The organism is Pseudoalteromonas espejiana DSM 9414, from assembly GCF_002221525.1.
In the GTDB taxonomy this organism is placed as follows: Bacteria; Pseudomonadota; Gammaproteobacteria; order Enterobacterales; family Alteromonadaceae; genus Pseudoalteromonas; species Pseudoalteromonas espejiana.
Map to the genome: position 1 here is coordinate 745859 of NZ_CP011028.1, position 13818 is coordinate 759676.

Consider the following 13818-nt stretch of genomic DNA (forward strand, 5'->3'; position numbering starts at 1 on the left):
CTTTTAGCCTAAATAATACCAATCCGCAAAATAGATCGCTTAATTAAGCGAATTGGTGCAAGCCATTTAAAGCTGGAGCTAATTATGATCACGCAAATTGTTAAGTTTTATATTAAAGATGAGCACATCGCGCAATTTAAAGCCCTTTTAGAAGTAGATAAGCAAGGTGCTAAGGCTGAGCCAGGCCTGTTAGAAATGCGCTTATACCAAGACAAAAATGCTCCTGGAGTATTTTTTGCCTATGAGCGATTTGAAGATCAAAATGCGGTTGATTACCACGGCGCACAAGATTACACACAAACGTTATTAAACGTGTTGCCCGAGTATAGCCAATCTGCGCCTGAGGTAATGCTGCTTGAAAATACCGCGCCAGCACCACTTCACGAAAGTAACCCCAAAGTAATTAACCCTGAAGATGACGTATTTATTTTATTCTTTATTTTTAAAATTAAGCCAAGCTTTAAAAATAAAGTAATAGAGCGTTTTGCAACGCAAGTAGAGCAAACCCGCAGCCAAGAGCCGGGTAACTTAGTTTTTGATTTGTACAGCATCGAAAACAACGACGATACACTTGTAGTGTACGAGCACTGGCGCAGCGAATCTGATCTTTGGGACATTCATTTTAATCAGCCGTACTCAATTGAAACAGGCGAATTACTAGAGCAAGCTGTAATTGGCGATATGAAACAGTACATGAGCTTTGTTAGCGAAATTTAATACACTAATTTGGCTTAAAATTTAATTATCATATAGCAAATAGTGTTTAGCGCGCTATTTGCTCTTTTGATTATCCCTTCAGTTTTATTCTGTATTTTCCTAATAACTGGCTATTATGTTAATTCATCGCAACGTATGTAATGTTATGTAAAGTAAGTTGAGCAAAATTTGCCAAAGTGCTTGAATTACATTCATAAATGGCAGTAATTCAGGTTAATTATGATTTGGCAACATAAGCCAACTTTATTGGCGCTCAGCTTAGTGTTGCTTGGTGGTTGTGCGGGTAATTTAAACCCTCAGCAACGCCAACAAACACCAAGCGATATAGCAACAGCATGGCAACATGACGCAGCAAAAAATGCACTTGCAGTAGAGCAGCAATGGCTGCAAACGCTACAAAACCCTTACATTAATGAGCTAGTAGTCAAAGCGCTTAAAAATAACCAATTGTTATTGCAAAGCGCTTATGATGTAGATATTCAAAAACAGCAATTAATTGTATCGGGCTCTGCATTGTGGCCGAGCCTCGATTTATCAGCGCAAACTAGGCGTAGCAAAGATAACCGCCCGGTAAGCTATGACAATGCCAGCTCTGTTAGTTTAGATGTAAGCTACGAAGTGGATGTTTGGGGTAAACTGTCTGATTCAAAGCGCCAAGCTAACCTTAACTATTTAGCCCAACAAGCCACTTATGAACAGGCCAAGCAGCAACTTGTAGCCGATGTAGTAACTGGCTGGTTTGATGTGGTTACTGCTCAGCAATTACTTGATTTATACCAGCGCAGAAAAGAAAACTCACAGCAAAACCTAGATATAATTGAGTCGGGCTATCGCCAAGGCATTAACGAAGCACTCGATGTGTATTTAGCGCGTAACGAGCTTAATAACGAACGTACCCGAATAGCTTCGCAGCAAGCGTCACTTGCCAATGCGTCGCGCGCATTAGAGCGTTTGTTAGGTGGCTATCCAAAAGGAGCTATTACGGCAAATGTTGATTTACCGGTAATTTTAGCCCCAATAAATACAGGTATACCGTCAGAGCTAATTACACGTAAACCACAATTACGTGCGAGCTGGTATCAGTTATTGGCAAGTGATGCAGCTTTAGCCTTTGCTCATAAGCAACGTTTTCCTAGCTTAAATTTGTCGGCAAGTGTAAGTGATAGCACCGATAGAGTAAGCGATTTGTTTTCGCCCTCGAGTTTGGCATGGTCATTACTAGGCAGTATATCTGCGCCTATTTTTAATGGTGGGCAGTTAAAAGCGAGCGAAGAAATAGCGCGCCTTAATGCGCAAAAGCAAGAGCAAGCTTATTTAAATACCCTTTACGATGCCTTTGCCGATGTTGAAAATGCCATTACACAGCAACAATCTTTGCAAGCAAGCTATAAAAGCACGCTAGAGGCACAAGAAAACGCCCTCGCAGCAGAGCAACTTTCTTTTGAGCAATATCAAAGTGGCTTAGTTACTTACACAACAGTACTTGATGCACAGTCGCGCTCGTTTGATGCACAAAACTCACTTATTGATATTAAAAACCAATTAATAGCCAACCGAATAAACCTATACATTGCCCTTGGCGGCGATTTTAACGCCCCAACCAGCGAACTTAAGAGCAATAACGATGAAAACTAAATCAGCAAAAATTATAATCCCGGCCGCAGTTATAGTAGCCACTATTTTAATTGTTATGTTTATTAAGGGTAACCCGCCTGAGGCTAAACGTTTTGGCTCGCCACCTAAAGCAACGGTAAGCGTGTCGGTAAAAAATATAGAACCGCAAAACTACTTAATTTTTATTGATAGCTACGGCACAGTAAAACCACGCACGCAAAGCTTATTAGTAGCGCAAGCCTCGGGGCAAATAAATAAAGTAAGTGATGACTTTAGAGAAGGTGGCTTTTTTGAAAAAGGCGATGTATTGCTTCAGCTAGACGACAGAGATCATCAAGCAGAAGTTAAATCGGCGCAAGCTGCATTGCTTAGTGCCGAGCAAGGCTTATTAGAAGAAAAAGCCCGAGGACAGCAAGCCATAACCGACTGGAAACGTTTAGGGGGCTCTTCAAAAGCGAGCAGCTTAGTGCTTCGTGAGCCGCAACTTGCTGCAGCCCAAGCACAAGTGCTTTCGGCGCAAGCAACACTTGAAAAAGCACAGCTTGATTTAGAGCGAACAAAAATTACAGCACCTTACGCGGGGCGTGTACTTAGCCGTAATGTAGATCTTGGCCAAGTAGTTAGCGAAAACACAGAGCTTGCTACTATTTACGCTATCGACAGTGTTGAGATTCGCTTACCAATTAAAAATAAAGATCTTTCGTTTATCAGTTTGCCAGAACAATTTAGAGATGGCTCTAAAAATCAAGCCGGCTCACTGGTTAAATTTAAATCAGACTTAGTTGGCGAGCAAACTTGGCAAGGGCAAATAATCCGTACAGAAGGCGCTATAGATGAAGGCGCACAGCAACTTTATATTGTGGCGCAAATTAACGACCCTTATAAAGCGACTGCTAATAATCAATATCCAATTAAAATAGGCCAATACATTACAGCGCAAATTAGCGGTAAAACGGTACCTAATGCGTTAATTATTCCTAACAGCACAATTTACCAAGGTAGCTATGTTTACGTGGTAGAAAATGGTTTGCTTAAGCGTAAAAACATTACACTTGCATGGCAAAATGCCACGCAAGCAATGATAAAAACAGGGCTAAACCCGGGTGATAGATTAGTAGTTACACCGCTTGGGCAAGTAAGCTCGGGCACCGCAGTGAGCATTTTAGGCGAAACAGAAACGCAAAATATGCGCCCTAAAGGCAATGGACAAGGCAAAGGTAAGCGCCCCTCGCGCGAGCAACTTGAACAAAAAGCAAAAGAGCAGGGCATTAGCGTTGAAGAGCTAATAAAAAAACGCCGTGCAGCGCAAGGAGATAAGCCATGATTGCTTGGTTTACCAAAAACCATGTAGCGGCTAACTTATTACTTATAACCTTGCTGCTAACGGGTTTGTTTAGCTTATCGAGCCAAATTCCGCTTGAAGTGTTTCCATCGTTTGAAACCGACCGTATCAGCGTAAGCGTTACCTTGCGTGGCTCAACCCCTGAAGATGTAGAGCAAGGGGTGACCATTCGCATAGAAGAAGCGGTTCAAGATTTAGAAGGCATAGAGCAAATTTCTAGCCGTTCGTCTGAGGGCTCTGCTTCGGTAACGATAGAAGTAGAAAGTGGGTACGACCCACGTGAGTTATTAGCCGATATAAAAAGCCGAGTTGATGCAATAAACACTTTTCCGGCCGATGCTGAAAAACCAATTGTGGCACTAGCAGAGCGCAAGCGAGAAGTAATTGCGGTTACTGTATCGAGCGATTACGGGGAAAAAGAAACCCTAGAATACGCTGAGCAAGTGCGCGATGACATTTTACGCCTACCTAATGTAACGCAAGTAGAGCTAAGCGGTGTACGCGATTACGAACTTGCCATAGAAGTAAGCCAAGATACCTTACGCCAATACAATTTGACCCTGGCGCAAATATCAACAGCCGTGGCTAAATCAAGCTCAGATATATCTGCCGGTAATTTAAAAACCGAAGGTGGCGATGTACTTATAAGCTCAAAGGGGCAAGCTTACCGTAAAGACGAATTTGCCAATATTGTGGTTAAAAACCAAAGAGATGGCACGGTTATTCGCTTAGGTGATATTGCCATTATTAACGATGACTTTGAAGAAACCCCAGTACGTACACGCTTTAATGGCAAACAAGCCGCTTTTATTGATGTATACCGCATCGGCCCACAAAGCGCGATTGATGTAGCAGATGATGTAAAAAACTACATAGAGGATCACCAGAGCTCATTACCTCAAGGTTTTGCACTTAGCTATTGGGACGACGACTCGCAAGTAGTAAAAAGCCGTATTGCAACGTTAACCAGTAGCGCCCTACAAGGGGGCATTTTGGTGCTGGCGTTACTGACCTTGTTTTTACGCCCAGCTATAGCCTTTTGGGTATTTATTGGTATTCCTGTTTCATTTATGGGCGCATTTATTGCGATGCCTATTTTTGGTGTCACCCTTAATATAATGAGCTTATTTGGCTTTATTTTAGTGCTGGGTATTGTTGTAGATGATGCCATAGTAACGGGGGAGAACGTTTATACCCACCTAAAAACCGCTGAGTCGGGCGAACAAGCTGCTATTTTAGGCACGCAAGAAGTGGCAACGCCGGTTACGTTTGGCGTGTTAACAACAGTGGCTGCCTTTTTACCTTTAGCGTTTATTGAAGGTGCACGCGGAGCTTTATTTGCACAAATTCCGGTGGTGGTTATTCCGGTATTACTGTTCTCGTTAATTGAGTCTAAGTTTGTGCTACCTGCTCATTTAAAATACATAAAACTTCGTAATCAAAAAACAAAATCATCAAAGCTTGAAGTACTTCAGCAGCGTTTTGCAGACGGATTTGAAAGCGCTATTTTAAAGTACTACCAACCTATTTTATCAAAAGGGTTACGTTATAAATTAGCCACGGTGAGTTTGTTTGTTGGCGTGTTTTTTATTATTTTAACCATGATCACCAGCGGTTGGACTAAGTTTGTGTTTTTTCCGCGTATTCCAAGCGAAACCGTGCGTGTTACATTAACCTTGCCAACAGGCACACCGTTTGAAGTTACCAATAAATATGTAATGGATATGTCGCAAAAAGCGCAGCTATTACAAGATAAATACCGCGATGAAGACACCGGCGAAAGCGTTATCTTAAACATTTTAGCCTCTACAGGTGGGCGCGGTGGCGTGTCTAATTCAGGCAGTGTGCGCTTTGAAATAACACCAGCTGAGAGCCGCGACTCTGACATTGGCTCGCGCGAGTTAGTAAGCGAGTGGCGTGATTTAATTGGTATTATTCCAGGGGCCGAAAGCTTAACCTTTAGAGCCGAAATTGGGCGCAGCTCTGACCCTATTGACGTGCAGCTAAGTGGCACATCGCTTGATACACTACAAAAAATAGCCGAAAGCGTTAAAACGCGTTTAAGCACGTACCCAACGGTATTTGATATTGCCGATAGCATGTCGGATGGTAAAGAAGAGCTGCAAATAGAGCTTACCGAGCAAGGCTTTGCCTTGGGCTTAAACCGAGTAGATGTAGCAAACCAAGTACGTAACTCGTTTTTTGGCTCGCAAGTACAGCGTATTCAGCGCGGCCGTGACGATGTACGTGTTATGGTACGCCTACCTATTGAAGAGCGCCGCTCTGTAGCCGACTTACAAAACATACTGATCACTACACCTACAGGTGGTTCGGTGCCACTTTCGCATGTAGCTACATTAATTGCAGGGCAAAGCCCATCTACAATTAACCGTATAGATCGTTACCGCACACTTAACGTGACCGCCGACATAGAAAAAAGCAATACCAACATGACCGCGCTGCAAGCCGACCTAACTGAGTATTTAGATGAACTAATGCAGCAATACCCAGGTGTTGATTACAAGCTAGAAGGTGAAGCTAAAGAGCAAAGGGAGTCGTTTGGTTCACTGGCTTGGGCATTATTATTTGTATTTTTTATTATTTATTCACTATTAGCTATACCGCTTAAATCGTACATGCAGCCATTAATTGTAATGAGCGTAATACCGTTTGGCATGATAGGCGCCGTAGTAGGGCACTGGATCATGGGGATGGATTTAACCATTATGAGCTTACTTGGTATGTTGGCACTTATTGGTGTAGTGGTTAACGATTCACTTGTGTTGGTCGACTTTATTAATAAAAAACGCAGCGAAGGCGGCAAGATTATTGATGCTGTAAAACTTGCAGGGGCTGCACGTTTTCGCCCAGTAATGCTCACAAGTTTAACCACCTTTATTGGTTTAATGCCGTTATTATTTGAAAAAGCCACTCAGGCACAGTTTTTAATTCCAATGGCGGTAAGCCTAGGGTTTGGTATTGTGTTTGCTACATTTATTACACTTATATTAGTGCCAGTAAACTATATGCTTATGGAGCGCTTTCAAAGTTGGTTTAGATAAATAACGAAATGTGTTCTAGGACTAAGCTGTGGTTGATTAATATCAATTGCAGCTTTTTTTTTGCTAAAAATTTATAAGGTAATAAAGGGTATTTAAAACAGGGAGGTAGCAAAAAATGCAAAACAGAAAAATAAGAAAGGTGTTCCCCAAGCGTGCGGTGTCCGGCGTCAGTCCTGAAACCAGAAGGTTTCAGGGCGGAAAGCTGCGGTCTACCGTAGGCTTCTCGGTACATGCCGAGCTTGCACAATAGTAGACGAACAGAAATCCTGGTATAAAATTTATCGGCTCAGGGACTTAACCAAACTCCGGCACCCCAGGGAACAAGTTCAGTATATAAGACATAATCAATTCCTTAAACCCCAAACGCAAAAAATTGAATCGTTCGAGCAGTTTTTGCCCGCTGGTAACTCGCTATTTACTTATCGTGATACTTTTTGAGCAGGATCATACAATTAATTGGAGTTGCTTTTTATCGAGTGGTAGCATTGCCTTAACTAGCAAAGCGAAGACATAAACATGAGCGACTTACCAGATTACCAAAAAGCCCAGCTGCTTTTAGAAAAAAACGAAATTTTTGTATCACCAGCAGAAGCACACGGTGTAATTAGTGGACTACTGGCCTGCGGCTTAAGTATTGATGACAAAGAATACCTTGGCCTATTAAGCGATGTATTTAACGACGGCTTAGCGTTTAGCAAAGACCTAAAGCAATTTTTTGGCACTATTTACAAGCAAGTGGTAGAGAGCTTTAACGATGAAGCTTTTGCGTTTGATTTATTTTTACCAAGCGATGACGAAACACTCATCGATCAAGCAAACGGCCTCGTATCATGGGTAGCTGGGTTTATGCTTGGCTTTGGCTTAAAGCAAAAAGACTACGGTAAGTTATCGGCTGATGTAAAAGAAGTAATCAGCGATTTTAGCGAAATAACTCGCCTAGATACGATGTTTGACGAAACCGAAGAAGATAGCCAAGCCCTTCATGAAGTAATTGAATATGTACGTGTATCGGCACTGCTTTGCTTTGCCGAGCTAGGTAAAGAAAAAGCACCTAAAAAAACACTACATTAATTAAAAATATAACGGGTTGTTAAAGCATGGTTGAAATACAAAAGTCAGAATTTAAAGCACGTCGCGAGCGCTTACTTGCGCAAATGGATGCTAACAGTATTGCTATTATTCCTGCTGCTAGCGAAGTAACTCGCAGCCGCGATACCGAATATGCTTTTAGACAAGACAGTGACTTTTTTTACTTAACAGGCTTTAACGAACCCGATGCCGTTTTAGTGCTGTGTAACAACAGCGACACACCTAGTACGCTATTTTGCCTTGATAAAGACAAACAAGCTGAGATTTGGCATGGCCGCAGAATTGGCTTCGAAAAAGCTAAAAATGAGTACTTCTTCGACGAAACTTACGCATTAAGTGAGCTAACTGAACAATTATTAGATTTGGTTAACGGTCAGCAGATTTTATTTTATGCACAAGGCGCATACCCTCGCTTTGATACCAAAGTATTTACTTTGTTAAGTACGCTTAGAAGTGGTTCGCGAAAAGGCCTAAAAGCACCAAGTACTATAAAAGAAATACGCGGCCTGATTCATGAAATGCGTTTGTTTAAATCGCCAAGCGAAGTAAACATTATGCGTGAAGGCTGCGAAATAAGTGCTCGCGGACACATGCGGGCAATGCGTTATTCGCACCCGGGTGCTACTGAGTTTCAGCTAGAGGCTGAGCTGCATCATCATTATGCAATGAACGGTGCCCCGCACCCAGCTTACGGTACTATTGTTGGCAGTGGCGATAACGCTAATATTTTGCACTACACACAAAATAGCGATGTGTTAAAAGCAGGCGACCTAGTATTAATTGACTCAGGTTGTGAGCTACAAGGTTACGCTGCTGATATTACACGGACCTTCCCTGTAAATGGACAATTTAGTGAGCCGCAAGCCGTGCTTTATAACATTGTACTTAAAGCACAAGAGGTGGCTTTTGAAGAGGTTAAACCCGGCGGGCTTATGTCGCACGCTAATAAACGTGCAATGGAAGTAATGACTCAAGGTTTAATCGAACTCGGTATTTTAACCGGCGACTTTGACGAGCTAATGGCAACAGGGGCATGCAAAGAATATTACATGCACGGGCTTGGGCATTGGCTTGGTTTAGATGTTCACGATGTAGGTGACTACAAACAAAATAATGTTGAACGCGCATTTGAGCCAGGTATGGTTTTAACCATAGAGCCTGGGCTTTATATAAGTGAAGATTCAAACGCACCGCAGCAATATAAAGGCATTGGTATTCGTATTGAAGATAACCTACTGATCACCGAATCAGGGTACGAAAACCTAACCCTAAGCGTGCCTAAAACCATAAATGATATTGAAGCACTAATGCAAAGCGCTAAAAACGCATAAGCTTGGAGAGTAAAGTGGCTAAGCAGTTTGATGTTGTAATTATTGGTGGCGGGCTTGCCGGTGCAAGCTGTGCGCTAAGCATTGCAAAAACAAATCCTTCACTGACTATTGCGGTAGTAGAAGCAAACCAAGTAACGGGCGATTACCACCCGAGCTTTGATGACAGAAGCATAGCCCTAGCTCAGCAGTCGGTAGAGTATTTACAGCGCTTAAATTTGTTTGAAAAAAGTGCACCCTATACCGCGGCTATAAAAAAAGTCAGCGTGTCGGATCGCGGTCACTTTGGTAAAGCACATATTAATTGCGACGAGTTTGCTAAGCCCTCATTAGGTTACGTCGTTGAGGTAAACCCATTTGGCCGAGCGCTTTATCAGCGCTTAACACACGCGAGCATCTCACTTTATTGCCCCGATAGTGTAAGCACTATTAAGCAAAGCCTAAACAGTAACGAGCTTACTCTACAAAGCGGCGAGCAATTAAACACTAAGCTACTTGTTATTGCCGATGGTGCACAATCTCCAACCCGAAAATTACTTGGTTTACACTTTAACACTCAGCCCTATGAGCAAGGCGCTATTATAGCCAATGTTGAAGTAGCAGGCGGGCATAACAACCATGCGTATGAACGCTTTACCGAGCATGGGCCTATGGCGCTTTTACCAATGAGCAATAACCGTTACTCATTAGTGTGGTGTATGACAAAGCAGCAAGTTGAGCAGTATACTGCCTTAAACGAAAGCGACTTTTTAAATGCGCTACAAAGTGCATTTGGTTACCGAGCAGGGCAATTTACAAAAGTGGGCACACGCACAAGCTACCCACTGGTTTATGGGCAAGCAGAATCATTAACGGCGCATCGTACAGTAGTAATTGGTAACGCCGCACATGCTATTCACCCTATTGCAGGGCAGGGCTTTAATTTAGGCCTGCGTGATGTACAAGTACTTAGTGATTTAATAGCAACAAGTAAAAACGAGTTAGGCAGCTATGCGTTTACTCGTGAGTATTCACAAAAACGCAGTAGCGATATAAACACCGTAATGACATTAACCGATGCACTGGTTAGGCTTTTTTCAAACTCGTCACGGGTATTAGCACTTGGGCGCAGCATTGGGCTTTTCTCAATGGATTTATTTCCCGCATTAAAAGCACCCTTGGCAAAGCAGCTAATGGGGCAAGTTAAACAAGGTACACGTTTATGAAGCAAGCACAGGTTTGTATAGTGGGTGGTGGCTGCGTAGGCTTAACCCTCGCTTTAGGGCTGGCAAAAGCCAATTTAAGTGTTGTGGTGTTAGATGCCGGGCCAAAACAAGCGCCCCCAACTGATGAATACGCCTTGCGCGTAAGTGCGCTGAGCATAGCAAGCCAAACCTTGTTTGAGCAACTAAACGTGTGGCCACACATAATGGCAGAGCGAGCGTGTGCCTATACGCATATGGACGTACGCGACGCCGACAGCTTTGGTAAAATAGCCTTTACTAACGAGCAACTTGAGCTTGATCACTTAGGCCATATAGTAGAGAACGATATTATTCGTTTTGCACTTATAAAAGAGCTAGAACAACAGCCAAGTGCCACACTCATGTTTGATACGCAGTATCAACAAATACACCAAAGTGAGTCCGACGTATTTATAACCCTTAAAAGCGGCGAGCCTATTATTGCTAAGCTGCTGGTAGCGGCCGATGGCGCAAATTCGGCTATTCGTAAACAATTTAATATGGCGCTTAGCTTTAAAGATTACGACCACCACGCGCTAGTTGCTACGGTTAAAACCAAAGAGCCACACGCAAACACCGCGCGCCAAGTGTTTTTACCCACAGGGCCACTGGCATTTTTACCACTAAGTGATGCCAACACCCATTCTATTGTATGGTCTACCAGCCCTAACCATTGTGATGAGTTGTTAGCAATGGACGACAGCAGCTTCAATAAAGCCGTAATGGCTGCCATAGATGGCCAATGCGGGCTGTGTGAAGTGCAAAGTAAACGCGTAGCATTTCCACTAAAAATGCGTTACGCCCAGCAATGGGTTAACGGTAAAGTAGTGTTAATGGGCGATGCAGCTCATACCATTCACCCACTTGCAGGACTAGGTATGAACTTAGGCCTAAAAGACGCCGCTTATTTAATTGAGCTGTTAAGCAACGAAACTAAAGAGTTTGCGAGTACCCGTACACTTCGCGATTACGAGCGCACCCGCAAGCTCGACGCGCAAAAGCACATAGCCATGATGCAAGGGCTCAAAGAGTTATTTGAAGGGGCAAATCCGGTTAAAAAACTTATTCGAGGAGTTGGGCTGTCACTCGTTGATAACCTAGGTCCAATAAAACACCTGTTCGCCAAAGAAGCGATTGGTAAGTAATGATTTATTTGCATAGCAATGTATTCCAAGTTTTTAACACAATAGTTCGTAGGGTTGATAGCTTACTTAGCTATTTATAAAGAATTTTAAGGATCGAATTTGATGAAGAAAGATAAAGTTCCTTATATAGTGGTGGTGATACTTACTTTATTAATCGTGTTTATACTATATCTCTTTCATGGAGCTTTCCCTTCAAGAAAGGATAGTGTTGATGCTTGGTTAAATACAGCTGCAATTATTAATGGTCTAATCACACCAATCCTTACATTAGCCGGTGTTGTTCTTATTTGGTTTACATGGCAGACGAGCAAAAAAGAGCTTGAAGCTACAAATGAAGTTTTGGAGTTAGATAAGGCAGTAAAAATCTTTACTGCTATGATTGATGCAACTAATAAGCTTCTAAATAAAAGAGTAACGTCGAAGCAAATACTCAAAAGTATTTAATTTAATTGTGAAAGAATGGCATGATGGTGATTATAAGGGATAGCAGGTATTTGAAAATAATGATGAGAACTCAATTTTAAATGAAAAGTTTAAGCTGTTAATTGATCCGCCTAAGTACACACATCTTGATCTTATGACTAACTTTGGCAGAATAAATGTTGCAAATGTATTGCCACTTGAGCCGTTTAATAAAGAAAATTTTCTTGACGATGCTTTAAAATTTCATTTAATTAATATGTATACTAAATGCTTGGATAAGGAAGATAGACCGAGCCCAATAAATAAAGTAATAATTATTTTAGAGTATATTCAGTTGTATAAAAGTAATGAAATGATCAGTGATACTTTAGTCAATTTATTTTTGTTTAATATCGAAGACTCTGTATTAGAAGCTTTAGCCAATAATCCTTCAATCAAAGCTCATCCTATATTTAAAAAAATAGTCGAATAACAGAGTGAAAATCTAATAGATTTTCACTTGAGACTACAACTTCTTACTTCTAACCTATTAATACAGAAAGCAATTCTAAACTTACTCAAATAAGCTATAGACTCTTCATTTTATATCTTTTTTTGTGCTTCATTCACCATATCTTTGAGCGCATCAATTAACATTGGGTCTCGCGAGTTTTGTTTAGCAAGTTTTAGTGCATGTTTCATACTAGTAACGGCTTTTTTAAATTGTTTGTCAGCTGTGTAGCCTTGCGATAATCGCATGTGTGAGTAAGCCGCATTAGGGTAATCGCGAGTAAATTGTTTAAGCGTAGCTATCGCTTTTTTAGTGTTACCAAATTTTTGCTGGCTATGGGCAAATTCTACGTACACATCTTGTGGAATTTTAAGCTCAAAACCGAACTTATCACTCAGTGCTTGGTAGTAACCGATAATAAGCGATACATCAGCAAATTTTCCGTGCTCGTCAGTCACTTTAAATATTAGGTCACTAAATAAGGTGATTAGGCTATCGCTAAGTGCTGGTAATATAGTGCCCATATGAGAAAAAGTAGGGTAATGCTTATACTCCCATTTTAGCTGTGTAGGCATTTGCTGTTCTAAATTTACTAACGTATTTAATGCGCCTGTATAAAAACGCGCGCCTTCACTTGCTACACTAATAAATAAGGTTTGTTCGCCTTTAGGGTTTTTAGTGTATTTAATAATGTTACTTTTTAACTCTTCATCACTCCACCAACTATTAGGGCTTATAGCTATGTAGTTGTTAAATAATTCAGGCTGATTAACTAAAGTATAAAGCGCCAATGTACCAGCATTAGAGTGACCAATTAAGGTGTTGTAGCCGTTAGTTGAGTAATTGCTATTTATGTAGGGCATGAGTTCGTCAGACACAAACTTTAAAAAACTATCGGTTTGCCCAGCATCGGGCCATTTATTCTTTACAAAAGTTTGAAACTCAGTTTTAGGCTCCCCTTCTACTTTTGGTAAGTAATCACGCACGCGGTTGGTTGTATCAATACCAACAAGCATGGCATTAGGTATTTGCTCGTAGTCAATAAGGGATTTTATAACGCCAGATGCCATATGAAAGTGCTCAACACCATCAAGTAAATAAATAACATAAAGCGGCTGATCATCTTTTACAGTGTCAGGTATAAAAATTCTGATTGGCCTGTCTTCGTTAAGTATTTTTGATTGTAGAATAACTTTTTTACCAACGGTTATGTCGGTTGTAGCGGTGCTTGCATAGCTTAAAAAAGGTGTACTAAAAGTAAGTGCTAATACGAGCGATAGTAAGAGCTTCACAAATATCCTTATTTAATAATGTATTGCTTAATAATTGCACGCCTTTAGATTTGAGTAAATGTTTATATTTAAGAGGCAAATGTAGAGCTTAAG

Annotated in this window: 11 protein-coding genes and 1 other RNA gene; 10 read left to right on the forward strand and 2 right to left on the reverse strand. The window is 41.4% G+C overall.

Going from position 1 to position 13818, the window contains the following annotated elements:
* The first annotated feature begins 84 nt into the window (after positions 1–84).
* The 4 genes from PESP_RS03395 (at position 85) to PESP_RS03410 (ending at position 6735) form a co-directional block, all read left to right on the forward strand.
* Entirely contained in the window at positions 85–717 is a 633-nt protein-coding gene (locus tag PESP_RS03395; RefSeq protein WP_089346771.1) for a putative quinol monooxygenase, read from the forward strand.
* A 219-nt stretch (positions 718–936) separates the two neighbouring features.
* Positions 937–2352 carry a TolC family protein gene (locus PESP_RS03400; RefSeq protein ID WP_089346772.1) on the forward strand — a complete coding sequence of 472 codons (1416 nt, stop codon included), beginning with the start codon at positions 937–939 and terminating at the stop codon, positions 2350–2352.
* Positions 2342–3655, forward strand: coding sequence for an efflux RND transporter periplasmic adaptor subunit (locus tag PESP_RS03405; RefSeq protein ID WP_089346773.1), 1314 nt, complete (start codon positions 2342–2344; stop codon positions 3653–3655). The genes PESP_RS03400 and PESP_RS03405 overlap by 11 nt, the downstream gene beginning before the upstream one ends.
* Positions 3652–6735, forward strand: a complete 3084-nt coding sequence (locus PESP_RS03410; RefSeq protein WP_089346774.1) for an efflux RND transporter permease subunit — start codon at positions 3652–3654, stop codon at positions 6733–6735. Before PESP_RS03405 ends, PESP_RS03410 begins: the two co-directional genes overlap by 4 nt.
* A 139-nt stretch (positions 6736–6874) precedes the next feature.
* On the opposite strand, the gene ssrS is transcribed toward PESP_RS03410, so the two are convergent.
* Positions 6875–7058, reverse strand: a non-coding RNA gene (gene ssrS / locus PESP_RS03415) — 6S RNA.
* A 193-nt stretch (positions 7059–7251) separates the two neighbouring features.
* On the opposite strand from ssrS, the gene PESP_RS03420 reads away from it, so the two are divergent.
* The 6 genes from PESP_RS03420 (at position 7252) to PESP_RS03445 (ending at position 12415) form a co-directional block, all read left to right on the forward strand.
* Positions 7252–7806 carry a UPF0149 family protein gene (locus PESP_RS03420; protein ID WP_089346775.1) on the forward strand — a complete coding sequence of 185 codons (555 nt, stop codon included), beginning with the start codon at positions 7252–7254 and terminating at the stop codon, positions 7804–7806.
* Positions 7807–7832: 26 nt separating this feature from the next.
* Entirely contained in the window at positions 7833–9155 is a 1323-nt protein-coding gene (gene pepP, locus PESP_RS03425) for a Xaa-Pro aminopeptidase (RefSeq protein WP_089346776.1), read from the forward strand.
* A gap of 14 nt (positions 9156–9169) precedes the next feature.
* On the forward strand, positions 9170–10357 hold the full coding sequence (gene ubiH, locus PESP_RS03430) for a 2-octaprenyl-6-methoxyphenyl hydroxylase (RefSeq protein ID WP_089349093.1): 1188 nt from the start codon (positions 9170–9172) through the stop codon (positions 10355–10357).
* Entirely contained in the window at positions 10354–11520 is a 1167-nt protein-coding gene (locus PESP_RS03435) for an FAD-dependent oxidoreductase (protein WP_089346777.1), read from the forward strand. The genes ubiH and PESP_RS03435 overlap by 4 nt, the downstream gene beginning before the upstream one ends.
* Before the next feature lie 102 nt (positions 11521–11622).
* On the forward strand, positions 11623–11964 hold the full coding sequence (locus PESP_RS03440) for a hypothetical protein (protein WP_089346778.1): 342 nt from the start codon (positions 11623–11625) through the stop codon (positions 11962–11964).
* Between the two features lie 133 nt (positions 11965–12097).
* Complete coding sequence (locus tag PESP_RS03445) at positions 12098–12415, forward strand: hypothetical protein (RefSeq protein WP_089346779.1); 318 nt, start codon at positions 12098–12100, stop codon at positions 12413–12415.
* Positions 12416–12525: 110 nt separating this feature from the next.
* On the opposite strand, the gene PESP_RS03450 is transcribed toward PESP_RS03445, so the two are convergent.
* Positions 12526–13725, reverse strand: coding sequence for an alpha/beta hydrolase-fold protein (locus tag PESP_RS03450; RefSeq protein WP_089346780.1), 1200 nt, complete (start codon positions 13723–13725; stop codon positions 12526–12528).
* Positions 13726–13818: the final 93 nt, after the last annotated feature.